Consider the following 24,208-nt stretch of genomic DNA (forward strand, 5'->3'; position numbering starts at 1 on the left):
TTCGGATGCCAAGTCGTCATCCGCATCGTTCCCCGGGCCTACGTACGCGCTCACCATGGAGATTCCTTATTCTCGACGTCACGGTATTTTCGCGATCGATATTATTATGATTCGACAGAGGGTGTTACATTCCCTGACGGTCGTCGATTCGAGATCCGTTGTATTTGCGAATCGGGGAGGTTAGGGCAAACTTTTGCCGGAGTTTAATTATGTAGTTTCGTCCAGGATTGATAATTTGGCCAGTCCCCGATAACGCGACCACCCGGTTTCAGAGTCGGTGTCGTTCGGTCGGTGTTCAGTTGATGTCGCAGCCCACGGGGTGGTGGGTGTGGGTGCAGGCCGCAGCGTACTCGGCCGGGGTGCGGTAGCCCAGCGCCGAATGCCGGTGCCGGTGGTTGTGCTCGTGCTTGAAATCCGCGATCACCACCCTCGCTTCGAGCAGGCTGGTCCAGTGGTTGCGGTTGAGGCATTCCACGCGCAGGCGCCGGTTGAACGATTCCACGTACCCGTTGTTCCAGGGGGTACCCGGCGGAATATACGAGATCCCGACCCGGTCTCGGCAAAATGTTTGCAGTGCTGCCGAAATCATTTCCGGCCCGTTGTCCAGGCGCAGCACCTTCGGCGCCCCGTGGACGGCGAAGACCCGCTCGAGTTCGGCGACCAGATGCTCGCCGGTGATCGACCGCTCGACCAGGTGCAGTAGGGATTCGCGGGTGTGCTCGTCGATCATCGACGCGATCTTCACCACCCGCCCGTCGACGGTAGAGTCGAACTGGAAATCCAGCGCCCACACCACGTTCGGCGCATCCGCATCCACCGCCGGCACCGACGAGGTGCCGGCCCGTTTACGCGGGTGATGCGCCCGCACCTGCAAACCTTCTTCCCGCCAGAGCCGGTGGACTTTCTTGATGTTCATCCGGTGGCCTTCGTCGAACCGCAGCACTGCCCAGGCCCGGCGGAACCCATGACACGGGTTCTTGGCCGCATAATTCCGCAGCCACGCCCGCGTCCCGGCGTCGGGGTCTGCCGGTGTTTGCGTGGCAGGGCACCGGCGGTATGTCGACCGAGCGAGCCCAACGACCTTGCACGCGAACCGTTGCGACATGCCCATGACCTCGCTGAGCATGTCCACGGCGCGGCGCTTGGCCGCTGGGCCTAGAATTTTCCCTTCGAAATCTCGCGCAGCGCGTCTTTCTCCAGTTCCGCGTCGGCGAGTAGCCGCTTCAATCGGGCGTTCTGTTCCCGCAGTTCCTTGAGTTCTTTGGCGGCGTCGGTGTCCATGCCGCCGTACTGGCGACGCCAGTTATAGAGTGTCGCCGCCGAGACTCCCAGGTCAGCGGCGATTTGCTCGCCGGTCAAGCCTTCCGCGGCCAGTTCATCGGCGCGCCGCAGCTTGCGCACGATGTCCTCCGCGGAATGCCGTTTCCGTCCAGCCATGGTTCCCATAGTCCCTTCTAACCCCTGATCAGGGCCAACGAGACTCTAATTCCGGCTGGTCGCATCCATGGGGGACGGGTCATGATCACCATGTTGCAGGGTAACGAGAACACCAAAAATCTGATCGACCGCCCGATGGAGTTCTTGGGCAACCTCTTGTTGCTGATCGTCGGTGGCAACGACACGACCCGGAACTCGATGAGCGGCGGTGTGCTTGCACTCAACCGCTTCCCTGACCAGTTCGATAAGGTGAAGGCGAACCCGGGCTTGATCCCCAATATGGTCTCGGAGATCATCCGGTGGCAAACTCCGCTGGCCTACATGCGCCGGATCGCCAAGGCAGACACAATTCTGAACGGCCAGTTCATCCGCAAGGGCGACAAAGTGGTGATGTGGTATGCCTCGGGCAATCGCGACGAGCGCGTGTTCGAACGACCGGACGAGTTCATAATCGACCGGTCCAACGCCCGCAACCATATCGCTTTCGGCTTCGGCGTCCACCGCTGCATGGGCAACCGGCTGGCCGAGCTGCAGCTTCGGATCCTCTGGGAGGAGCTGCTTCCTCGCTTCGAGAATATCGAGGTCGTGGGGGAGCCCGAGTACGTGCAGTCCAACTTCGTGCGGGGCATCAGCAAGATGATGGTCCGCCTCACTCCGAAGGCAGACGTATGAGTGTACAGCGAGCTCTCATCGTCGGGGCCGGCCATGGTGGAGTCCAACTCGCGGCCAGTCTGCGCCAGGATGGGTGGACGGGCGAGGTCGTCCTCATCGGTGAGGAGCCGACTCTACCCTATCAACGCCCTCCGCTGTCGAAAGCCTATCTGGCCGGGAAGAGCACAATTGACGAGCTCGCGATCCGCAGCGCGGAATTCTATCGCAAGCAGGGAATCAAACTCGTGGATGCGACAGTAGAGGCGATCGATCGATCGGCTGGTCGCCTCGCACTGAGCACTGGCGACGCATTGCCCTATGACAAGCTCGCGCTGTGCACTGGTGCCCGCCCTCGTCGGCTCGCCACCTCGGGCGCCGATCTGGCAGGGGTCTACTACCTACGCACCGCCGCCGATGTCGAGATGATCCGAGCCGCTGCCCGCCCCGGGCGGCGGGCCGTGATCGTCGGCGGCGGCTACATCGGACTGGAGACGGCCGCCTCCCTGCGAGCGTTGGGACCCCGATATCGTCGCGGCTGGGGACTGCGCCAGTCACCGGATGGCCCGTTATGGCCGCCGTATACGCCTGGAGTCGGTGCCGAGCGCCAGCGAGCAGGCCAAGGTCGCAGCCGCGACCATCAACGGGAAGTCCAGGAAGATAGCGGCGCTTCCGTGGTTCTGGTCGGATCAATACGATCTCAAGCTCCAGATCGCCGGCCTCAACACCGGATACGACGAAGTCGTCCTCAGCGGGGACCCATCCGGGGACCGCGACTTCACCTGCTTTTACCTCCGCGCCGGCGAGCTCGTTGCCGCCGACTGTATCAACCGCCCCCGCGACTTCGTATTCAGTAAGCGGGCAATCACGCAGCAACTCCACATCAACCGGGACGAACTGTTGCTCGCCGGCTCGGCCTGAGGCCACGGTCTGTTGGGTGATGGCTACGCGGCAGTGCGTGGGGCGTAGGCCGGCTCAGCGGTGGCTGACCCGCTCTTGCTTCGATGCACCGGTTTTGCCCAACCCTCAGCCGATTGCGCGACGTTCAGTGCATAGCAGCCCGTCTCGTGTTCGGCCGATGGTTGCAGCCCCAGCAGTGCACGATTCGGGACTTAACCAGCCGACTCAGTCCTCGCTGAGGAGCTCGACGTCGTCGAGCCGGGTGAGCGGATCGGCGCCGAAACAGGAATCGCTGGGGATCGCGTCGGTTGTGTGGAGCCGCATCGTGGTTGCTGCCTACGCGTTGGCGTAGGCGTCACCGACCGACCCGACCGACCCGATCGACCGTCGGAGATCCGAGACCGCCAGTGCTTCCACGAGTTTTACTGCGGTGTATCGAGACCTCACATCGGAATGATGTATCGCTCCACCGACCGGAAGACCTTCGCGAGCCCGCAGAGCGACCGCGGGCCGGATCGCCTTCTCCGCAAACGTGGCGTCTTCGCTGGTCGAGCATTCCGAGCCGAGGACGCAGCCGGCGTAGGCATCGACGACGAACGCGGTAGACGAACATCGGTGATCAGGCGGATGTAGGTGAATCGGCCATGAGCCGCGTGTTCTGCGCCAGAACCCGAAACTGCCGGTCCGCCAGGTCGGTCGCTCTCGACGCGGCCTGGTTCGGTTTGGTCATGCCGACCTTCTTGCCGCGCACGATCAGCCACTGCTATCGCGGCCGCTAGTCGCACGAAGAAAGATGTTGCCGCTTCGCGGATTCCGATCGTTCCTCGGATTCCCTATTCGTGCGGTGCAGCTGGCAAATCTCCCTCGCTGCCTCCGTCGACACGCCTTCGGCGCCGCCGGTGTCGACCGCGGCGCGGCGCACCCAATTGCGCAGGGCTTACGGGTCGCTCCGAGCCTCGCAGAGACCGCTTTCATTCCGCCGAAATGCGTGGGCACCACACCCGGGCGGTTCATCTGCCGGAGCTGCCTGGTCGCGATCATTCCCGTCGATCAGGGCTTATGGGTGGACTGGCAATGCCGAAGCAGGCAGTGCGAAACGGCGCCACCCAGCGACGGAAGCGGAGCAAAGTGCAGCCGGAGTAGTGACCGAGGGAGTATCTTCGGTGGCCGATGCCTGCCAACCGCCCCTGCACCACAACCGCACTTTCCTCGGCCGTAGATGGGCGAGACTGCTCATGTGGATGGTGTCGTCGCACGTCGCGGTTGCTATCGGCCGACTTTCGCCGGGGCGATATCGCTCGGTTGCCAGAGGGTCGCTCGCGCGTCCCGGGATCGATCGAAATCCTCTATTGACACTGCGTGAGCAGCACCACATACTCATACCCAGAGTATCTGGTACTTGCAGTAGTGCACAAGGAGGTGCCGTGAGCAGGGTGCGCTCGATAATGACCCGACGAGGTACGTCATACCGGCGAAGCCATTCCGATCATTCGGAGAACGAGCTATGCCGGATCGTCGACACTTTCCTAGCGGGCGCGCCAGTTGCGTTGCGGAGCGATACTCTTGGTTAGGACGGGAATCTGTGGTAATGCCTGAACGTAGCGCGCTATCGACGTCGACGAGGTTGCTCAGGGAAAACTTTTCCGAAACCGTAGTGTCGGCGCTCAGAACTTTTGGCCGGTCGACGCAGATGGCTTCTGAGTCGGCTGCGGGAGCAGTAAGCGATATCGTTCGTTTGAGATTCCAGTGGCGAGAGGCACTGAATCAAGCTTGGTATCTGATCACCGTTACTGCGATTCCGGCCATCCTGATGGCCGTGCCTTTCGGTGTCATCGTTTCCGTCCAGGTCGGAAACTTGATTCATCAAATCGGGGCGGACTCCCTGCTCGGTGCCGCTGGTGGATTGGGTGTGATCAAACAGGGCGCCCCCATGGCAACAGGGCTGCTGCTGGGTGCGGCCGGAGCGGCCGCAATCGCGGCGGATCTGGGTGCACGTAACATTCGCGAAGAAATCGATGCCATGCGAACGATGGGCATCAGCCCCTTGCACCGACTCGTTATTCCTCGGATGGTGGCGATGGTTTTCGTCGCGCCGATGCTCAATATCTTGATCATCTTCACGGGCGTGATAGCTGGATATGCGGTCGCAATCGGCCCCCAGGGAGTGACCCCCGGCAGCTACTGGGGAACGTTCGGCTCTTTCACCGTTGTCGCGGACATCGGTGTCTCGATAGCCAAGTCCGTGCTGTTCGGATTCATCGTGGTCGTGATCGCGTGCCAGCGGGGGCTCGAGGCAAAAGGCGGTCCGCGCGGAGTGGCGGATGGCGTGAACGCGGCTGTAGTTCTCTCCGTAGTTTCCATCGCCATCACGAACCTCATAATTACTCAGCTGGTGTCGATGTTCCTTCCGACGAGGCTGGCCTAGATGTCGGAGGTAAAGGTTACTCCACCTCGGCTGGCGAGGCTCAGGAGAAGAATAGCGCCGTTCGGAGCGCGCATCGCGCCCCTGGAGTCGATCGGTTTCGTACTCGCGTTCGTTTGGGAGGCGCTGTCCGCGATCCCGTTCACGATCAGGCGATATCGAGCCGAGACTATGCGCGTGATCACGGATATGACATGGGGCCAAGGGTCCATTATCGTCGGCGGTGGAACTGTGCCGATGCTGGTGGTACTCGGTCTGGTGATCGGAGGCTCGGTCGGTGTAGAGTCCTTCACCACTCTCAACCTGATCAGCATGGGGCCGGTGACCGGCATCGTTTCGGCCTTTGCCAATACACGGGAACTTGCACCGATTGCTGCGGGCGTCGGGTTCGCCGCACAAGCCGGATGCCGTATTACGGCCCAAATCGGCGCTATGCGGATCTCCGAGGAGATCGATGCACTCGAGTCGCTTGGACTGCGATCGATACCGTTCGTTGTGACCACCCGGGTCATCGCCGGGGCCGTGGCAATCATTCCGACATTCTTGATCGCCTTGATCCTGAGTTATGCCGCTTGTCGCGCGGTGATCGTGCAACTTCATGGCCAAGCCGCCGGTGTCTACGATCACTATTTTTATCAATTCATCAGCGGCTGGGATGTGACGGCCTCGGTGATAAAGGTTCTCGTATTCGGGACGGCTGTGATTCTTATCCATAGCTATCATGGGTTCTTCGCCGTTGGTGGGCCAGAAGGCGTCGGAATCGCATCTGGACGTGCTGTCCGAGCAAGCTTCGTGGCAATCATCGGTTTGGATATGGTGTTGACCCTCCTCCTGTGGGGCGTCAACTCCTCCATCGAATTTACGGGGTGAGAAACGATGTCTCGCTATGAAATGCCGGGTGTGTCGACATCGAAGCGGTCATCGGTCATGCTGGGTGTTCTCGCCGTGATCACAGTGATCGTAGTAGCCTTGACCTGGACTGTTGTGATGGCCCTACAGGATGATAATCGAATAGTGGTACTGCTGCGTACCGAGTCCATCGGCGACGGAATCACCGTCGGAACACCCGTTCGATTCGACGGTATCGAGATAGGTGATGTTTCGGCGATCGAATCGGACGATGGGGCGAAACAATTGATTCTCAGACTGGAAAGCGCCGAATCGGCAGGTCTCACGGACGGGCTGTTCGTCGACTACTCGCCATCGAACTTGTTCGGCATCAGTGAAATTGCGCTGAAACCAGGTGATGGTGGGGCTCCATTACGGGATGGCAGTATCGTCGATTTGACGGGGCCGCGAGCCGACCGGCAACGAGACGCAACGATGGGTGTTCTCATCCGCAGCGTAGCTCAAGCAACTGGAGACATTCTCGTCCCGGAATTGACCGAGATCCTGACACGGGGCGCGACAATAGCCCGGCAATTCACACCTCTCATGGAGGCAATCGTTGTATCCAGCCGGAACATTGCTGAAACCCAGACGATGCCGATATCGCAGCTGCTGGACCAATACGGTTCCATGCTAGTCGGGACTGCATCGATGATCGACGGTACGGTCGGCCTCATAAATCGGCTCACCACGATCGAGATCTTGAATACAGATCGTGAGCTGTTCGATTCGACAGTCAATACTGTAGGTCGGGAGTTCTTTCCTGGGCTGGCGGAAACTCTATTCGCGGCTCAGGGTCATCTGTCGGACTATGCGGCTATGCTCGCTCCGGTTCTGTCAACGGCAACTAAAATGGTACCTACCCCCGGCGCCTCGAGCATGCAGCTCACTGAACTCCTATCACGTCTAGACCGATCATTCACGTCGACTCCAGACGGTCCGATTCTGAACATCGAGTTGGTTCTCGATATGGTTCCAGCGTTCACCGCGTTCTTGCCGGGTCTTCCGCCGACATCCAACATCGGAGGTGGCCGATGACAAGACAGCGAAGTTTTCTGGCGACCAGCGCAAAACTTATCGTGTCTGCCGTCGTGATCACTGTGCTGCTCGCGATCATCGTTCAGACGGTGCAACGCCCCGTATCTGGAGACGTGGTAGAATTCTCGGCTGAATTCGTCGACGCGAACGGCCTCAAGGCCGGCGACGATGTCCGTATGGATGGTCTTCGAGTTGGCGAGGTACGATCGATTACCTTGGATGCCAGTGGTCGAGCGGTGGTTGGATTTGCGGTCCAGCGCAATCACCCGATCTACGAGAACACTGTGCTGGCGATTCGCTATCAGAACCTCGTAGGACAGCGATATCTCGATGTTCAACAATCATCGCCGACCACAGCGGAGTTGACGGCCGGACATAAGATCGATATTGCCAACACGATCCCGTCGTTCGACATTACGGATTTATTCAACGGCTTACAACCGGTACTCGCAGAGCTGTCGCCCGAAGCGGTGAACAAGTTCGCAGAGAACATGATCGCTGTCATCGAGGGAGACGGAGCGGGCGTCGGTTCCGTCCTCGACTCTATCGAAGCCTTGTCCAACTATGCGCTGGACAGGCAAGCGGTAGTCACCGTTCTGGTCGGAAATCTCAAAGAGATATCCGACCATATCGGTGGCCGATCCTCGCATCTCGTCCGACTTGTCTCGGAGCTGGCCTCGGTTGTGTCCACGTTGCGTAGCAAGGTGGATGGAATTGTCGAATTCGCCCTCATGGCACCAGACGTGATCGCGCCATTGAACGGCCTTCTCGAGGCCTTCGGCTTGACGGCCGGACCTAACGCCGATGCCGATGCCCTGTTGGGGGCAGTATTTCCGGACCCGGAACAGGCGGTCGAGGTGCTGCGGAAGCTGCCGGCCGTTCTCGAGACACTGAATGCGTGGGTTCCCGCCGATGGACCGGTCATCAATCGTAACTGCTCGAACGGCAACGCCGAAGTTCCGGCGCCGTTACATGTGTTGATCAGTGGGCAAAGGATCTCGATATGCGAGCGGTGATCAGTAAGCTATTCCGTGTTCGCGGGGGTACCGCGTTGCAGACGGTGAGTGCTCCCCTTCGAAGCATGGACCGAGAATTGCGCTGGGCTGCCGTCGGGGCCGCAGTGATGGGAGCGGTCTTGACGGCGAGCGTAGTAGTCTACGTAGTACCTTTCGACGAGTCCACATACTGGGCGGAAATGCCGGAAGTGGGCTCGGTCAAGGTTGGCGATGACGTCCGAATCGCGGGTGTGCCGGTTGGTGCGGTGAAGTCCATCGAGCTGAGCCGAAGGAACGTTCGAATGAGCTTCACCGTCGACAGCGACATCTTCATCGGTGACCAGACGAGTCTCGATATCCGTATGCTGACACTGATCGGCGGCCGCTACCTCGCGGTGACGCCGGCGGGGAATTCTGCGTTACACTCGTCCATTCCCGCCGAGAGGGTCCATCTTCCGTACAGCTTGGGTCGGACTTTTGAGGACGCGATTCGGCCGATCGATGATATCGATGGCGATACGTTGCGGCAGAATTTGACGAACATGAACGCTGCGATTGCCAGTGGACCGTCCGGCATTCGCCGAGCAACAGAGGCATTCGGATCTCTGGTCGACATCCTCGACCGCCAGAACCGTGACATTTCGGACACGCTCGCGATGGCGGACGAGTATCTCGGCGCGATCAACGAGTCGAAGGCGACACTCGGCGGAATGATCGACAGCGTCAATCTGATGGAGACAGTGGGCCTCGACAAAAAGGCCGAGATCTACGAAGCCGTCCGGCTGATGGACGAGCTTCTCGCGCGTATCGCGGGCCTCGAGCCGGCGTATCGATCCAGGTTGCAATCCGTTGCGCGAGCCCTGGCCGACGTCATCCCTGAGCTGGAACGTCTGGGTGAAGAAATGGGACAGGTTGTCACGAATACGCGCGACCTACTGGCGCGGCTCCAGCCGATCGCGTCGTCGAAGGATGGGCTCGTGGTCGACCAATCCGCGACAGTTGTCCAGGTACCGTCGGTGTGTATTCCGGTCCCCGGAAAGGAGTGCTGACGATGAATAAGCTCTTGGCGTCCCGGGGTCTCATGTCCGTTCTCGGTGTCGCGGTCGTATGTGCAATTCTGATCGTCGGATACTTCGTGATCATCGAGCCTCCCAAGAGGATGCGTAGCTATTGCGCGAATATGCCGGATGCAATCGGCTTGTACGCCGGGAACCATGTCACCATGCGAGGGGTCAGAGTCGGCTCGGTGACGCGTATCGAACCTCATGGTGACATGGTCCGTGTCGAATTCGAGGTAGAGGTAAGCCATTCGCCCCGCGGTCAGGTGTCAGCTACCACCGTATCCGACACAATCGTCGCGGACCGATCGCTTGCATTACTCGATGACAGCGAAGCCGAGCATGAATGGGATTCTGGACAGTGCATTACCCGTACACTGACGCCAAAGAGCATGTCGCAGACTATGAATGCGCTGGGCAACCTCGCTGCAGAGATCACCGATGGAAATGATTCGACACAGCGTGAAAGGCTTGCGGATGAGCTCGCGGCCTTAGATGCCGCATTATCCGGAACAGGACCTGAAATGAATGATACGATCCTCAAGTTGGGTCGTGCTCTCAATTCCCCCAATGCTGCTATCGGGCATATCGGTGCGCTTATCGACTCACTGCGATCATTATCGGACAGCATGGCCGGCGGATGGGGCGATATCAAGGCCATGATCACTCGTCTGGCTCCAGGTCTCGAAGTGATCGATCATGGCATCTTTGAGCGCACCGTGTCGATTATCGATTCGTTGCGGATCATTGTGCCATGGTTGAACGAGATTACTTCAATGTTTGGTGACCAAATTCTCGAAGCGTTGAACGCGACAGTCCCATTAGCGCGTCTCGCCCGTGCGAATATCGGCTCGGTACAAGAAATAATCGACCTGACGCCACCGCTGGTGCAGGCTTTTCAGAGGGCGACGGCGCAGGAGGGTGGTTCACCGATCCTGACTTACGCGGCGCCGGTGGCTCAGCTGCCGCCGGCGGACGCAGAGCGGGTATGCGCGGCCATCGAGCGTGTCGTGCCAGGTAGCTGCAAGTCCGCTGAGAACGAGTTGGAGAAGGTTTCGGTTCTTCCGTTGATATTCGGGACGGCAGGTGCGCGGTGATGGTTCTGCGACGAGTCGTATGGGCGCGATCTGCTCGTGAGCGTGGTGGTCGGTTCATCGCTGCGGCCGCGGTGGCAATGGTGTGCATAGTTCCCGGATGTGGATTCGATCCCGCGGAGGTTCCCGTTCCGGGGACCGGAATTTCTGGAGACCGGTACGGTATCCGGATTCTGTTCGCTGACGCCTTGAATCTGCCAGCGCGAGCGAAGGTTACAGTCGATGGTCTGCGAGCAGGGGTCGTGCGCGATGTGTCACTGGTCGACGCGGGCGAGGACCACGACGGGTATGTTGCCGTCGATGTCGACCTGATGGCGTCGGTTCGATTGCCGGTCGGCACCACCGCTGAACTCCGCCAGCCGACGATACTTGGCGATGTCTCCATCGCGCTGATGACTCCGCCGACCGGCACGCAGGATGCCCTTCCCCCGGGCGCCACCATCGGATTGGACAAGACGAAGCCGCTGCTGCAGGTTGAGGACACCATGAACGTACTCGCGACCTTCGTCCAAGGAGGAGGGATTCAACAGGCTCAGGAGATAATGAACCGCGTGAACGGGGTGCTGCCGATCGACACTCGGCAGACTGCTTCGATATCCGAGGTAGTCGGTGCGGATATCATTGACCTGGCCAACCACCTGGATGCCGTCGACGCAATGCTGAACGGTCTGCGCGCGAACACGGACGTGGTGCAGCGTAGAACCCCTGAACTGGAGTATTTGCTGACCGAGTCGGGGGTGAGTCAGGCCGCTGCTTCGATGACTTCCATGATCGGGTTGATCACGTTGTACGACGGATTCAAATTGCTCACAGAATCTCTCCGGTGGGTCGGCCCCCTGGCGCAATCGGGCAATGAGGCCGCACGTGCCTTCGTGCCGCTATTGTTCACTCGCCGCCCGCTTGATCTGAACGCCCCCTCGAATTTGAACAAAGCCGTGGCCATTTTGCGCGAAAAGGTTATTCCATTTGTTGAGCGCGGTCCGAAGGTTGATATTGTAGGCATTGAAGGCGTCGGCCCCATATCGGACGACGATCGGATAGACAGTATTCTTGCGTCGCTGCGGATGATCGGAGTGGTTCGATGAAGTCGAGTTCCGTGCTATCCCTGGTGTCGATCGGAATCGTGCTGGTCTTGGGCACCGCATACCTAGCATTCGGTGTGCTTCGAGTTGATTGGTTTTCTGGCAGGACTGTTGTGACCATGGCTCTGCCGAGGACCGGGAGTTTGCTACCCGGTTCCCCGGTCCTGTTGAGAGGAGTGAAGGTAGGAGAGATCGACTCTATCGACAAGGCCGAGCGTGGTGTCGAATTGGTGCTGGGTCTCGATCCCAAGTACAGGGTTCCTGCGACCGGCAGCGCTACTGTTGAGGACCTTTCGGGGTTGGGGGAGCCCTATATCGAGTTCGTACCGGATACTGATGCCGGGCCCTACCTGGCCGACGGTCAGCGTATCGACGCGGTTGAAGTGGTTCTACCCCGCTCGATACCTGATGTGGCGCATACTGTCACCCATCTGGTCGAGCAACTGAACCCACAGGCGATCAGCAATATCGTCAAGACCTTGGATCAGACGTTGTCGGGAACGGAAGCCGTGATGCCGCGTCTGGCGGCATCGACAACGCTGCTTTCGGAAACGATTCTGAGTAGGTCACCCGAAATCCGTAATATCTTGACGAATTTGCAAACAATGGGTGCTGATATGGAGTGGGCCGAGGAGTCGATGACCGCCGCCGGCCCTCTGTGGGAGGAAGCCGGAGCGTGGGGCGCACTCATCGCGGACTCTCTGGCGCGACTGTCTCGAATCGGCAATATGCCCGGGGACTATATCGAAGGAAACGGACTTATTCCCTTCCTTGATAAAGTGACGTCTTACATCAATGAGATCGGCCCCGATCTTCGTGATCTGGTCCCGGCGGTACAGCCACTGGCGGAAAGCGCGTCGAACTCCATGGCGCAAATCAACATAAGCGACCTGATAGATCGTGCACTCAGTGTCACGGGGGACGGTGCTTTGCGAATGCGGATCGCCGTCAAATAGATGTGAAAGAACGAGAGACACCGGAGCTGATTATGCCCACAGAAGATTCTCATGATACTGACCGCGAAGCTGCGGAAGAAAAGCCGGTTGACGCGGGTGTGCCTCGGACGTCGGTCAAGGGTGGCTCGAGCGCACGCGGGTCGGAGAGGTCGTTCTCGATAAGCCTGCGTTCTCTGGCCTTGGGAACCGCAGTAGCCCTCCTTGTTGTCGCGGTGGCCGTTTCGATTCCGTTGTGGCTCTCGGCTAGGAGCGAGTTGAAAGATCGGGACGCTGTCGTAGCCGCGGAGAAGCGCGCCGAAGAAGTAGCGTCTGAGTATGCAGTCGGAGCCTCGAATATCGACTATCAGAATTTCGACCAGTGGGTTCGTGGTTTGAAGTCCAACGTCTCGCCCGTTCTTGCAAACAAGTTCGATGCCACTGCTCCGCAGCTGAAAGAAATTGTGCTGCCACTGAAGTGGAGTTCTAGTGGAGTTCCCATCGCGGCGACAGTGCGCTCCGAACGATCGGGTGTCTATGTCGTCAATGTGTTCCTGAATGTGACATCGAAGAGTGCGCAGATACCGGAGGGTGCGCAAACGACTGTTACCTATACCGTAACAGTTGACAAGAATCTGGATTGGAAGGTAACAGATGTCGGTGGTGTCGACTCGGCACTCCCGGCCAAATAGTCACCGGGGTTTTTCGACGTTGAGGAGCTTGGAATAATGACTTCGATTTCCAGCGCGGGTGTTCCCTGCCGCCGACTCGCTCTCACACGGGACGACGGTCCGACATTGCAGATCACCGAATGGGGCTCGCAGACCCCGCGAGTGACTATGGTCTTGACCCATGGACTCGCGTTGTCGCACGAGAGTTGGGAGGACGTTGCTCAGCTTGTGATCGCTGCGGACCCGACTATTCGCGTCGTCACCTACGACCATCGGGGACACGGGGATTCGGAGTCGGCTCCGGCCAGCCTCGAGATTCTTGCGGACGATCTTGCGACTATTCTTTCGGAAACTGTGCCTACGGGTCCGGTCGTATTGGGTGGTCATTCGATGGGAGGGATGACTCTCATGGCCTTGGCTGAACGTCACAGTGAGGTGCTCGGACCGAGAATCCTCGGCGTCGCGTTGGTGTCGACAGGGGCGGGCGATATTCTGGGAAATATGCTGCGCAGCAAATTCTGGCGAAGGCTGATAATGCTGGGTCTGGAGGCGCTACCCTATATCAGGATTCCTTCCCGGCCGCTTTTCCTGATGCGGCAGTCGACACGAGGCATCCTATTCGGAGCGCGTCCTCGTCGGCACGATATGAACCGTGCTGTGCTGCAGCTCGCGAAGAGCAATTCTCGCAATGTCGCGGAGCTGACCCGTTCGATACTCTCTCACAAGCGTTACGGCGTGCTGGGCAGATTCAGCTGTCCCGTCGTCGTGCTGGTCGGGTCTCGTGACCGCCTGACCCCCGTTCATCACTCGCGTGCGCTTCGGCATCGTATTCCAGGGAGTCATTTGGTCATCTTCGAAAAGGCTGGGCACTACCTGCCCTACGAACGCAGCGGTGAGGTGGCCGTCCATCTCCTCGGATTGACTCGGGAAGCGCGCATACGCGAAGCAACCGTCGCATAGCGGCATTAACATTCGTCATACGCTGAGGGTAACGATAGGCGAATAGTTCGCTATCAGAGCTTGATATCGGTCCGGGAACCGCGGAACGCCCTTTCTCAACAGCCGGATGATGACTGTCAGGGTAGTGGGTGCAGCCGCAGCGCGCTGGGGCCGATGTCGTATAGTCCAGCGCCGGCTGCCGGTGCCGCTAGTTATGGTCGGCTTTGAAGCCACCGATTTCAATGCGGGTTCCAGCTGGCTGTTTCAGCGGTTGCGGCCCGGCGCGCGGGTTCGCAACCTTGTTGTCGAACGTCTCGGCGAAGCTGTTGTTCAAGGTTGTGCCCGGCGGCAGGTACCGAGCTACAGAACATGCTGGTCACCATCATCGGTCCGCCGCCCCGGTTCTAGGTTGGACAACGGTCGGGAGATGATTTCGGTTGCCCTGCAACCAGTTCTGCGCCGACCGGGTCGGAGTATCCTGAGCGGTGACGGGACCCGGTAGTCGGTCCGCCGCGTGTGAGAACCAGTTGTAGGGGATGCAGGGTTGTAGCGTATCCGGCTGGGGCGTTGCAGCCCAGGCCGGAATCTCTTCGGCGGTGATTGTATTCTTCCTTCCAGTCGCTGATCACGACGCGGGCTTGGGCCAACGACCAGAAGCTGTTGATGTTGGGGCATTCGTCGCGTCGGCGGCGGCTGAACCATTCAATGTAGCCGTTGCGGCAGGGTCGGCTAGTGTGACGAACGCTGAGCAGACCCGTTCCGCCGCCCAGTCGCCTGGCACGCGAAATTGGTCTGTTGCCGCAGCGCAGGGCGGCGGGGTAGTTGCGATCGACAGCGATTCGTTGATGAGTCCGTCGGCGGTGATCGATCGTTCCACCAGCCGGCCCAAGCATTCGCGGGTGTGTTTCATCGACGATGGAGACGATCTGGACTGGGCGTGCGTCGTCGCTGGCATCGAATCGGAAGTCCACTGCCCATACACGGTTGGGTGCCCTTTGCCTCCGTCGTGGTGGTGGTTTCCAGGCGTTTCGGCGCCGCAGCGGCCCTCGTAATCCCTCGTCGCGCCAGAGGCGTTGGATTTTCTTGTGATTGACTGTCCAGCACTCGCTGCGGGCGCCGTGGTAGGCGCGGCGGAATCCTTGCCGTGGATGGGTTTCGTCCAGGCACGCAGCCATTCACGCAAAGCCGCATCGGGATGTGCGTTGGTGTCGGTGGTTCGAACGCGCCGTTGTGTACTTCGATGTTCGCCGGTAACCGGCAGGCGAACCTTTCGCGGACCCCGAGCACCCGCACCAGGTGCGCCACGGCCGCCCGCCGGCGTTCCGGGTCTAGAAGGTTCCCTTGGCGATCTCGTTCAATGCAGCTTTCTCTAGCTTCGCCTCGCCGAGAAGACTTTTCAGAGTGGAGTGTTCGCGTTCGGGGCCCTTCAACCGTTTGCCGTCGCCGGCCTTCAGCCCGCCGAACTGGTTGCGCCACCGTTAGTAGGTGGCCATGGTGATCTGCAGTGACGGCGACTTCCTTATTCTCGCCCAGCAGGTGGACGGCCTTGCTCAGCTTGCGCACGGCCTGTGGAGGTGTGTGCCCTTTTCGTGTCGCCATAGTCATCGAGCGTTCCTGCCCACTACGTGGGCGGCAATGCTCTCACAGCCGCCGGACCAAATGTCATCGGGTCAGGTCAGACGAATTCGCAAAGCGCGCACCACTTGAACCTACCTATCCTCGATGATCAGACACTGCCCATTCGACCTACGGGCCGCTATGCGATGCATGGGGGACAACGCAACTGACTATGGATCGAGTGTTCGCCGCACTGATGCCATCGATCGGTCATTGGCGTGGGCATCCGATCGACTGGTTCGAGCGGCGTGTGTAGGCCAGGGGAGGTGACGTCGGCGGCGCCGTCGGATACCGCTTTCGGCGGCTTTTCGTGGAGGGGAAAGTGGGACGAGGATCAGAACCCCGGCTATGGTGATCGCTGCCAGCGCGAGCGCCGAATGTTCCACCCCACTCCAAAAGGCATCCTTCGCATAGTCGGCGAGAGGCCTTCCTACATTACCGGCACGCTCAGCGACTTCGAGGGCACCGGCCAGGGAACTGCGGACCGGAGCGCGCGCGGGCTCGGGAAGGCGGTCCAGCACCTCGTTGATCCTCGAAGTATAGCTCGCGGACAAAATGCTACCGGAGACGGCAATGCCGATGGCCGCGCCGACTTCGCGAGTCGCGTCGTTGACCGCAGCGGATACCCCGTGCTTCTCCAACGGTGTGTCGAGCATGATCGCGTTGGTCGCGGGGGCGGCCGACAAGCCCAGCCCGGCGCTCATGATCAACAGGGGCCAGAGAACGTCGAAGTACGACGAACCGGTGTCGAGGCGAAGGATGGCGAGTAAGCCGACGGCGATGGTCAGAAGACCGGTCGCTGTCGTCACCCGCAATCCCGCCCATGCAGCGATTGCCGGCGACACGAGTGACATCACGATAAGCGGAACGACCATCGGCGCCAGCGCCAGCGCCGAGCCGAGGGCATCGAACCCGAGGATGAGCTGGAAGTGCTGTACCAGTAGGTACATCACACCGAAAGTCACGAGGAACTGGATGGTTATCGATAGCGCGCCGCTCGAGAAGCCCCGGCGGCGGAACAGGCTCACGTCCAGTAGCGGGTGCTCGGCACGCACCTCGGTGAGGATAAATGCCACGGTGCCGATTACTCCCGCCGCACCTGCGACAAGAACCCGGACATCCGTCCAGCCGCGCGACGGACCCTCGATGACCGCGAACACCGACGTGCCGATGGCGAGCACGACCCAGAACATGCCGAAAAGATCGAACGGCGGGAGTTCGGCGTCCTGTGAATCAGGCACGGTGAAGGCCAGAACCAGCAGTAGTAGTGCGACGACGGTCAGACCGACGAAGATCGAATGCCACGACCACTGGGTAAGAAGCAGACCGGATCCCACCATGCCGATCACGCCACCCGAGCCGGCGATCCCGGCCCAGACTCCGACCGCGTACGACCGCTTCTCCACTGGGAGGTTGCTTGTCAGAAGCGAGAGGGTCGCCGGCATGACGAAAGCTGCTCCTGCGCCCGCCAAGGCCCGGGAGGCAATGAGTGCCGCAGGAGTATCGAGAAATACAGGCACAACTGAAGCGGCCGCGAAGACCGCCAGGCCGACGATTAGAACGCGTCGGCGCCCATACCGATCGCCGATCGCGCCAGCGGGCAAAACCAAGCAGGCGAGGACCAGCGTGTATCCGTCGACGATCCATGTGAGAGCATTTTGATCTGCGCCGATGTCGAGCGCAAGGGCAGGCAGAGCGGTGTACAGCGCTGCCATGGCCGCAACAACCAATGCTACTGCGGCACAGGTTATGGCCAGCGTCCAAGCCGCGGAGTTGCGGTCGCGAAGCCGGTCTCCAAAGCTGATCATGTCGGTATCCTGGTCCCTTCGGGGCGTCGTCGGCATTCGCGTAGGTCCTACGGCTCAGCTTTGCGTAGCTTCTACTTCCTCCAGCGTCGTCGGCACGTGATAGGGCGGTCGTCCTCTGCCCTGAACTCGATAGCGGCCCCAGAAGTCACGATCGCCGATGGTCGCCGGCGCCTCGCCCGTACTGGTCCGGATCAGCACGGAACGTCGGCGTCCCCCTAACAGATTGTCGAGTTCGTCGTTCTGGCGGATGCGCCCGTACCAGCTGAAGCGGCCGTCGATGGGTTGGAAATAGCCGCGCAGTTCGACTTGCACCTCGACGTCGTCGGTTGCGATCACCACTGTGGCCGGCCCGATGTAGTCAGAGGCATCGTGCGGACTCTGAGACTTCACTGTGAACTCCTCCGTTTGGTCGATAGTCGACGCCAGCGATCGGATCGCCCGGCACTGGGGCCAAGTAGCCCGGCGTCGGGATCGGGGCCGGCCCTTGACAAGCCGCGCCGCCGGGGTCAAAGTTACCTCATACCCAAAGTATCCGCTACTGCCCGTATTGCACTCTTGAGCGGATACCGGGTTACTGCCACCGGACGTTGATCCGGACTGGATGTATCGATGCAGAGTCATCGATCGAGTCTCAAAGGAGCGACAGATGACGACCAGTGACGTCAGGGCCGAGACCAACGGGCAGATTGCCGTAACCACCGACGGTATGGCGCGCGTGAGCGGTCGGCGACCCATTGACCTGCAACGATCGGCCGGACGACTGCTCAAGACTTCCGTAGAGAAGTTCTACGACGCCGAAGTCGACATCGACTGGGATAGTCCGTGGTTGCCGGATAAGGCGTGGTTCCCCGAGCATCGCCTGTCCCTCTACGGCACCGGTCTGTGGAACCGGCTTTCCGAGGAACAGAAGATCGACCTGGGCAAACATGAGTTGGTGAGCATCCTCAGCTTCGGGATCTACGCCGAGAATTTGCTGAGTATGGCGTTGCTACGGCTGAACACGACGGGTGATCTCGTCGACAACAAGGCCCTATACGCACTTGCCGAGGTTGGCGACGAGAGCCGCCATTCCACAATGTTCGCGCGTCTGATCGCCAAAACGGGGATCCCGCCCTACAAGCTTCCGCCGGGGTTTCTGTCGCTGGCGAAGATCCTGCATTTCGTCCCGCTCGGGCCCTCGATCCAGGGCGCGACCTTGCTGATCGAGGAGATTCTCGATCGGGCACAGCGTGAAGCGATGAACGACGAACGCCTACAACCGCAGGTCCGGCAGTTGATGAAAATTCACGTGCTCGAGGAGGCCCGCCACATCACGTTCGCGCGCTCCGAGCTTGTCGAGGGTATGCGGTCGCGAGGCCGGATCTCGCGGGCATGGCACCGCGGCGTCCTCGCAGTTGTCGCGAACCTGTCCTACCCGATCTTGATCAATCCCAAGCTGTACCGTGCTGTCGGCGTGCATCCTCTGCGGGGGTTCCTCGCTTGCCAATTCGGCCCGCACTACCGGGAGAACCTGCAGTTCATGTCCGAGCCGATGATCCGATTCTTCGATGAGGCAGGAATGATGGAAGGTCGCTTCACCATGTTCCTTTGGCGCCTGACGAGGAGCCTGCCCGACGATATCGCCCGGCGGTGAACAGACTCGGACCGGCGTGAACAGCACCACGCATATTGCTGAGCGCAAGTCGCGCCGTGATATGTTGCGGCGGGCACTCGTCGAATCCCGCGAACTCCTCGGTCCTGCCGCCGGTCCGACATATCCGCAGTAGCTGAGTAGCTATCGAAAATTTGTGGCCACCTGTACCGCACGTGAGCCAACGTCCAGAGGAAATCGATGAGTAATAACCGTTCTGCCAAATACACGGGAAAGACCAATGGTTCGGGAGGTCGTGCAGCGAGCGAGAGGGTGCACACAACAGAGGTCCTCATCGTCGGGAGCGGATTCTCCGGCATGGGAATGGCGATTCAACTGCTGAAATCGGGAATGAATGACTTCTTGATAATCGAGAAGGATTCCGAAATCGGCGGAACCTGGCGCGACAATACATATCCGGGCTGTGCCTGCGACGTCCCTTCTCACATGTACTCGTACTCTTTCGAGCCCAAGCCGGATTGGAGTCACTTGTGGGCAGGACAGGATGAAATTCAGCAGTATCTCCTGAGTCTCGCACGCAAGTACGATCTCTATAGCCGCACGCATTTCGGGCGGGCCTTGCAATCCGGATACTGGGATCCTGGTGATTCCGCGTGGCATGTTACGACCTCCGACGGCAACGAGTACGTTGCCCGATTCCTGGTTTCAGGCGTAGGCGCACTCCATATACCGAATATCCCCCAGATCAAGGGGCAGAAGAAGTTCGCTGGTGCAGCATTTCACTCGGCGCAGTGGGATCATGACTGCACACTGGATGGCAAGAAGGTCGCTGTTATCGGGACGGGTGCGAGCGCAATCCAATTCGTTCCGGAAATTGCCAAGGTAGCCGATGAACTGCATCTATACCAGCGGACGCCGGCGTGGGTACTGCCCCGTAGGAACGTCAAGGTCCCGAAGGCGATCCAAGCCCTGCTCACGAGGGCGCCGATCCTCGCCAAAGCCCTCCGGACTGCCATCTACTGGTCAGCGGAGTCACTGTCGATAGGACTGAACGGACATATCAATTTCATGCGTCCGCTCGAGAGTGTCGCAAAGTGGAACATAGCGCGGGGAATTGATGATCCCGCGCTGCGCAAGAAGCTCACCCCCACGTATCGCATCGGGTGCAAAAGAATCCTCGGTTCCAGTGACTACTACCCAGCGCTGAATCGGCCCACTACATCCGTCATCACCGACGGGATCGCCGAGATCACCGAGGACGCCATCATATCCCAGTCCGGTGACAAGCGTCCGGTCGACGTGATCATCTATGCCACCGGTTTCCACGTAACCGACGGGTTCGACCACCTCCGGCTCAAGGGTGCGTCCGGTCGTGAACTCTCCTCCGTATGGTCGGACGAAGGGATTCAAACCCATCTCGGCATCACCACCGCAGGTTTCCCGAACTTGTTCTTCCTGCTCGGCCCCAACACCGGGCTCGGTCACAACTCGGTGGTATTCATGATCGAATGCCAGATCAGGTACATCATCGGCGCGATTCGGCTCGCGAAGCAACGTGGCGCAGCTGCGCTCGAGGTGCGTGAACCCGTTCAGCGGGAATTCAACTCGGACATCCAGCGGAAATTGGTGAACGGGGTCTGGAGCAGCGGGGGGTGCACCAGTTGGTACCTCGATGCACAGGGTGTCAATCGGACGGTCTGGCCAGGTTTCACCTGGCAGTATTGGCGGCGTACCCGCAATGTCGCGGACTCTGATTTCGCGTTGGTCGGCGAGTCGACAGGTGATCGAAGCGGCGACCTCCTTCCGAATTCGATCAAGAAGGGTAGCTTGCCGCGATGAGAGAGTTCAGCGACCGAGTCGTCTCGGTAACCGGGGCAGGTTCCGGAATCGGCCGTGCAGTTGCAATTCGACTCGCCGGCGAGGGCGCGCGGCTGGCCATTGCCGACATCGACGGCGAACGGGCCCGCGAAACCGCCTCCATGTGTACCGCGCTGGGTGTCGAATGCCAGCACTATCAGCTCGATGTGGCCGATCGTAGCGCATTCACGGAATATCGTCGTCAGGTCCTCAGCGACTTCGGTTCGGTCAGTATGGTAATCAACAATGCCGGGGTCGCACTCGGCGCCGACATACTGGATATGCAATGGATCGACTTCGAATGGTTGATGTCGATCAATTTCTGGGGAGTCGTGAACGGCACGAAACTATTTCTTCCGGATCTGATCGACTCGGGCGACGGCCATGTTGTCAACGTGTCGAGTGTCTTCGGACTGATGGCCATTCCCAGTCAGAGCGCATATAATGCTTCCAAATTCGCCGTCCGAGGCTTTACCGAGGCGTTGCGCCAGGAGATGCGAATTAACCGGCTACCGGTGGGTGTAACATGCGTGCATCCGGGTGGTGTTCGCACAAATATTGTGCGCGGAGCTCGAGGTGTCGGCGCGATGGGTGATCAGGAGAAGATTGTCGCCGGTTTCGATCGTATAGCGCTCACCACTCCGGAAGGCGCCGCCGAAACGATCTTGAAGGGCGTGCGACGGAACAAACCTCGAGTCCTTATCGGACCCGATGCCCTGGGTTTCGATTTCGTCGCCCGCGCGGTGGGGCCGAGGTATCAGGACCTGAACGCTCCGCTGGCCCGTGTCGGCTATGCGATCGGCCGTCGTTACGGCCTTGTCAAGCGCGACAGTTGAATCTGGGCCACGGGCCGGAATAATAGAGAAGGAATATCCTGGAAGATGAGCATGCCATGTGAACTCACGGTCTCCCGTGTAGTGCAGGAAACAGCGGATGCGGTGTCCATTTGGTTCGAGGTGCCCGAGCAGCAATTGGGCGTATTTGCCTACGACCCCGGGCAGTTTCTTACGTTGCGTATTCCCGGAGCCGGTGACGGGGAATATGTGGCCAGATGCTATTCGCTCTCGAGTTCCCCGCATGCAGACGACTCGCTAGCTGTCACAGTGAAACGCACGGAGGGCGGGTACGGATCTAACTGGCTGTGCGACAACATCAAGGTTGGAGCTGAGGTAACCGTTCTGCCGCCCACCGGGCACTTCACACCGAAAGACCTGGATGCGGACATGGTTCTGTTCGCAGCTGGTAGCGGAATCACCCCGGTGTTATCCATCGTCAAGTCGGCTCTGCTCGAAGGTGGCGGCCATCTCGTTCTCTTCTATGCCAACCAGCATGCCGAGAGCGTCATCTTCGGTGAAGACCTCCGTTACCTCGCCAAGCAGTTTCCCGAGCGACTGACTCTCATCGAGTGGCTGGAGAGCGAGCGTGGGCTACCGGACCGAAGCGCAATCCTTGAAATCTGCCGTGAGTACCGAAATCGGATGTATTTCTTGTGCGGGCCGGCGGCGTTCATGGATTTGGTGGTAGACGCGGCGCGCGAAGCCGGCGTGCAGCACCGGAACCTACACCGAGAAGTATTCCAATCTCTGCACTCCGATCCCTTCGACGTGGAGAACTACGTCAAGGAATCAATGACGAACGAACAAGCCCGTCTAGTAGTATATCTCGATGGTGATCGCGCCGAGCTGGAATGGCCGAAAGATTTGACCCTGGTCGAGGTCTTGTTGAACGAGGGGTACTCGCCTCCGTATTCCTGCCGGGAAGGCGGATGCGGTGCATGTGTGTGCAAGGTTATCGACGGCGATATAGAGATGAGAGTAAACGAGGTACTCGATGATGATGATATCGAGGAAGGTGATCGGCTGGCATGCCAGTCGGTACCCGCCACCAATTCGGTGACTGTGACATTCGACTGACCATGCGTTCGCGCAGGCCCCGTAACGGCGTTCATGCTCGCCCGATCCAGCGCGCAATCGCCGCCCGCGATATCGGTCACTTGTCCGATAGCGTATACTCGGCCAGATGGCGGGCGCACAAAAGCGGATTCGGGAGGTCGGTAGCTCGGTGGTTCGGCGAATTGACGCACGCTCGAGCCGATGGGAAGAGCACCGGGTCCTGGTTCGAGCAGAACTGGTCGACGCAGCGTACCGTGCCTTCGGCAAGTACGGTCCGGACGCGAGCATGGACGACATCGCTCGGGAGGCGGGTGCGACAAAACCCAAGCTGTATCGCCACTTCAAGGACAAACTGGGCCTTCGTGCAGCTGTTATCGAACGTGCGAAGGAACTCATGTGGTCGAATGTGCTTGCTACCGTTGATTTCGGATCCGATCCGATTCGAAGTGTGATGAATCAGCTCGTCGAGCAATACTCGCAGCTGGTCGACGAGCACAAGAACGTCTTCCAGTTTCTCGTTCGTAGTCATTTTAGCGACAATTCATCGGGATCGGATCCAGCTCTTGAGAACGCACGTGAACTGGCAGGTTTCATTGCGGGTCATTTCGTCACGGTTTTGGACACCGCTGGGGCTGACACGTCGGGCATAGACTTGGTGGTGCAGTCGATCGTAGGGGCGAGCCTCTCCGCGACGGATTGGTGGATAAACTCGCAATCCGATCCGACCTCGGCTATGCCGAGAAAGGCTTTCGTCGAGCATCTCAGCGCAATCATTTGGGGGATTATCGATTCCTCGGCGCGAGCTCGTGGAATCCGGATAGACCCGGATTCGACTTTGCGGATTGAGAATATTGGACTGATCGAGGCTTAGCTGAGCGAATTCGAGCCAAACGCCGGTCGAAGACGACGCGGGATGAGCTTATCTGCCATAGCGCGGTGACACTGCCGGATTGCATCCCCGCGGGGCAAAAGACCCGTGAGCAATGCCGTGGTCGCGCCATCGCCGGTGGGCGGGACGACCGCCGATCGGCCTGGTCCGCATCGATTGCTCGGTGCGTCAGCGTCGTCGGTGCTGCTCTACCCAACGCAGCAGCTGGTTGGGCTTGCCCGGCTTGTGCATGACAGCTCATGTGTCATTTGATAGTTTCGGGATTGCTTTCGTGCGAACCTGCGGACCCGAATCGATGGATCCGACGCGAACTTGGTTCAGACCGCCCGCAACCGCTGGCGACCACTTCGCGCTCGACGTTCCTCCGGCCGAGTCCGAGCTACGTTTCGAGAGCGTCGCCGCCTACTTGTCGTTGAACCAGCTGCTGTGGAATCAAGGGAAACGAGGGTA

18 protein-coding genes and 3 pseudogenes are annotated in these 24,208 nt (G+C 59.7%); 17 read left to right on the forward strand and 4 right to left on the reverse strand.

Features of this window, described 5'->3' with window-relative positions; translation table 11 throughout:
* Positions 1-295: 295 nt before the first annotated feature.
* A protein-coding gene (locus HOV91_RS07855) for an IS3 family transposase (RefSeq protein WP_086007605.1) occupies positions 296-1,437 on the reverse strand; the annotation gives its coding sequence in 2 pieces (ribosomal slippage) (positions 296-1,170 and positions 1,170-1,437; 1,143 coding nt in all).
* Between the two features lie 81 nt (positions 1,438-1,518).
* Between HOV91_RS07855 and HOV91_RS07860 the strand changes: the two are divergent.
* The 12 genes and pseudogenes from HOV91_RS07860 to HOV91_RS07915 form a co-directional block, all read left to right on the forward strand.
* Positions 1,519-2,109: pseudogene (locus HOV91_RS07860) on the forward strand (cytochrome P450); the annotation flags it as partial.
* A pseudogene (locus HOV91_RS07865) lies at positions 2,106-3,006 on the forward strand (NAD(P)/FAD-dependent oxidoreductase). The pseudogenes HOV91_RS07860 and HOV91_RS07865, both read left to right, overlap by 4 nt.
* 1,567 nt (positions 3,007-4,573) lie before the next feature.
* Positions 4,574-5,410: an MlaE family ABC transporter permease gene (locus tag HOV91_RS07870; RefSeq protein WP_036542646.1), complete on the forward strand. Its 837-nt coding sequence runs from the start codon at positions 4,574-4,576 to the stop codon at positions 5,408-5,410.
* On the forward strand, positions 5,411-6,277 hold the full coding sequence (locus tag HOV91_RS07875; RefSeq protein ID WP_036542649.1) for an MlaE family ABC transporter permease: 867 nt from the start codon (positions 5,411-5,413) through the stop codon (positions 6,275-6,277). It abuts the gene before it with no gap.
* Between the two features lie 6 nt (positions 6,278-6,283).
* Positions 6,284-7,333 (forward strand): MlaD family protein, encoded by a 1,050-nt coding sequence (locus HOV91_RS07880; RefSeq protein ID WP_081505339.1) that lies wholly within the window; start codon positions 6,284-6,286, stop codon positions 7,331-7,333.
* Positions 7,330-8,349, forward strand: coding sequence for an MlaD family protein (locus HOV91_RS07885; RefSeq protein ID WP_014349805.1), 1,020 nt, complete (start codon positions 7,330-7,332; stop codon positions 8,347-8,349). The genes HOV91_RS07880 and HOV91_RS07885 overlap by 4 nt, the downstream gene beginning before the upstream one ends.
* Before the next feature lie 65 nt (positions 8,350-8,414).
* Complete coding sequence (locus HOV91_RS07890; protein WP_048833144.1) at positions 8,415-9,377, forward strand: MlaD family protein; 963 nt, start codon at positions 8,415-8,417, stop codon at positions 9,375-9,377.
* A 2-nt stretch (positions 9,378-9,379) separates the two neighbouring features.
* On the forward strand, positions 9,380-10,483 hold the full coding sequence (locus HOV91_RS07895; protein ID WP_127516261.1) for an MlaD family protein: 1,104 nt from the start codon (positions 9,380-9,382) through the stop codon (positions 10,481-10,483).
* Positions 10,484-10,560: 77 nt separating this feature from the next.
* A complete protein-coding gene (locus HOV91_RS07900; protein ID WP_228792445.1) occupies positions 10,561-11,565 on the forward strand; it encodes an MlaD family protein in 1,005 nt (334 codons plus the stop codon).
* Between the two features lie 116 nt (positions 11,566-11,681).
* Positions 11,682-12,518, forward strand: a complete 837-nt coding sequence (locus tag HOV91_RS07905) for an MlaD family protein (RefSeq protein ID WP_228792446.1) — start codon at positions 11,682-11,684, stop codon at positions 12,516-12,518.
* Positions 12,519-12,550: 32 nt separating this feature from the next.
* Entirely contained in the window at positions 12,551-13,186 is a 636-nt protein-coding gene (locus HOV91_RS07910) for a hypothetical protein (RefSeq protein WP_178128354.1), read from the forward strand.
* A 105-nt stretch (positions 13,187-13,291) separates the two neighbouring features.
* Positions 13,292-14,125 carry an alpha/beta fold hydrolase gene (locus HOV91_RS07915; RefSeq protein ID WP_158682527.1) on the forward strand — a complete coding sequence of 278 codons (834 nt, stop codon included), beginning with the start codon at positions 13,292-13,294 and terminating at the stop codon, positions 14,123-14,125.
* A 527-nt stretch (positions 14,126-14,652) separates the two neighbouring features.
* On the opposite strand, the pseudogene HOV91_RS07920 reads toward HOV91_RS07915, so the two are convergent.
* The 3 genes and pseudogenes from HOV91_RS07920 to HOV91_RS07930 form a co-directional block, all read right to left on the reverse strand.
* Positions 14,653-15,709, reverse strand: a pseudogene (locus tag HOV91_RS07920) (integrase core domain-containing protein); the annotation flags it as partial.
* A 182-nt stretch (positions 15,710-15,891) separates the two neighbouring features.
* Complete coding sequence (locus HOV91_RS07925) at positions 15,892-17,529, reverse strand: MFS transporter (protein WP_054811359.1); 1,638 nt, start codon at positions 17,527-17,529, stop codon at positions 15,892-15,894.
* Between the two features lie 54 nt (positions 17,530-17,583).
* Positions 17,584-17,919, reverse strand: a complete 336-nt coding sequence (locus tag HOV91_RS07930; protein WP_014349813.1) for a DUF4873 domain-containing protein — start codon at positions 17,917-17,919, stop codon at positions 17,584-17,586.
* 256 nt (positions 17,920-18,175) lie between these two features.
* Here HOV91_RS07930 and HOV91_RS07935 point away from each other — a divergent pair, with 256 nt between their 5' ends.
* The 5 genes from HOV91_RS07935 (at position 18,176) to HOV91_RS07955 (ending at position 23,740) form a co-directional block, all read left to right on the forward strand.
* Positions 18,176-19,162, forward strand: coding sequence for an AurF N-oxygenase family protein (locus tag HOV91_RS07935; RefSeq protein WP_014349814.1), 987 nt, complete (start codon positions 18,176-18,178; stop codon positions 19,160-19,162).
* 198 nt (positions 19,163-19,360) lie between these two features.
* Positions 19,361-20,959 carry a flavin-containing monooxygenase gene (locus tag HOV91_RS07940; protein ID WP_081597586.1) on the forward strand — a complete coding sequence of 533 codons (1,599 nt, stop codon included), beginning with the start codon at positions 19,361-19,363 and terminating at the stop codon, positions 20,957-20,959.
* Entirely contained in the window at positions 20,956-21,813 is an 858-nt protein-coding gene (locus HOV91_RS07945; RefSeq protein WP_036542664.1) for an SDR family NAD(P)-dependent oxidoreductase, read from the forward strand. The genes HOV91_RS07940 and HOV91_RS07945 overlap by 4 nt, the downstream gene beginning before the upstream one ends.
* 45 nt (positions 21,814-21,858) lie before the next feature.
* Entirely contained in the window at positions 21,859-22,890 is a 1,032-nt protein-coding gene (locus HOV91_RS07950; RefSeq protein ID WP_014349817.1) for a ferredoxin--NADP reductase, read from the forward strand.
* Between the two features lie 106 nt (positions 22,891-22,996).
* Complete coding sequence (locus HOV91_RS07955) at positions 22,997-23,740, forward strand: TetR/AcrR family transcriptional regulator (protein ID WP_051016986.1); 744 nt, start codon at positions 22,997-22,999, stop codon at positions 23,738-23,740.
* Positions 23,741-24,208 lie beyond the last annotated feature (468 nt).

Source organism: Nocardia barduliensis (assembly GCF_013315795.1).
Lineage (GTDB): Bacteria > Actinomycetota > Actinomycetes > Mycobacteriales > Mycobacteriaceae > Nocardia > Nocardia barduliensis.

Bases quoted from the DNA above. Each gene is read 5' to 3' on its own strand.
- HOV91_RS07955 (WP_051016986.1), top strand. From the start codon at position 22,997: ATGGCGGGCGCACAAAAGCGGATTCGGGAGGTCGGTAGCTCGGTGGTT.
- HOV91_RS07935 (WP_014349814.1), top strand. From the start codon at position 18,176: ATGACGACCAGTGACGTCAGGGCCGAGACCAACGGGCAGATTGCCGTA.
- HOV91_RS07950 (WP_014349817.1), top strand. From the start codon at position 21,859: ATGAGCATGCCATGTGAACTCACGGTCTCCCGTGTAGTGCAGGAAACA.
- HOV91_RS07910 (WP_178128354.1), top strand. From the start codon at position 12,551: ATGCCCACAGAAGATTCTCATGATACTGACCGCGAAGCTGCGGAAGAA.
- HOV91_RS07940 (WP_081597586.1), top strand. From the start codon at position 19,361: ATGAGTAATAACCGTTCTGCCAAATACACGGGAAAGACCAATGGTTCG.
- HOV91_RS07870 (WP_036542646.1), top strand. From the start codon at position 4,574: ATGCCTGAACGTAGCGCGCTATCGACGTCGACGAGGTTGCTCAGGGAA.
- HOV91_RS07885 (WP_014349805.1), top strand. From the start codon at position 7,330: ATGACAAGACAGCGAAGTTTTCTGGCGACCAGCGCAAAACTTATCGTG.
- HOV91_RS07880 (WP_081505339.1), top strand. From the start codon at position 6,284: ATGTCTCGCTATGAAATGCCGGGTGTGTCGACATCGAAGCGGTCATCG.
- HOV91_RS07900 (WP_228792445.1), top strand. From the start codon at position 10,561: ATGGTGTGCATAGTTCCCGGATGTGGATTCGATCCCGCGGAGGTTCCC.
- HOV91_RS07925 (WP_054811359.1), bottom strand. From the start codon at position 17,529: ATGATCAGCTTTGGAGACCGGCTTCGCGACCGCAACTCCGCGGCTTGG.
- HOV91_RS07905 (WP_228792446.1), top strand. From the start codon at position 11,682: ATGGCTCTGCCGAGGACCGGGAGTTTGCTACCCGGTTCCCCGGTCCTG.
- HOV91_RS07890 (WP_048833144.1), top strand. From the start codon at position 8,415: ATGGACCGAGAATTGCGCTGGGCTGCCGTCGGGGCCGCAGTGATGGGA.
- HOV91_RS07875 (WP_036542649.1), top strand. From the start codon at position 5,411: ATGTCGGAGGTAAAGGTTACTCCACCTCGGCTGGCGAGGCTCAGGAGA.
- HOV91_RS07895 (WP_127516261.1), top strand. From the start codon at position 9,380: ATGAATAAGCTCTTGGCGTCCCGGGGTCTCATGTCCGTTCTCGGTGTC.
- HOV91_RS07945 (WP_036542664.1), top strand. From the start codon at position 20,956: ATGAGAGAGTTCAGCGACCGAGTCGTCTCGGTAACCGGGGCAGGTTCC.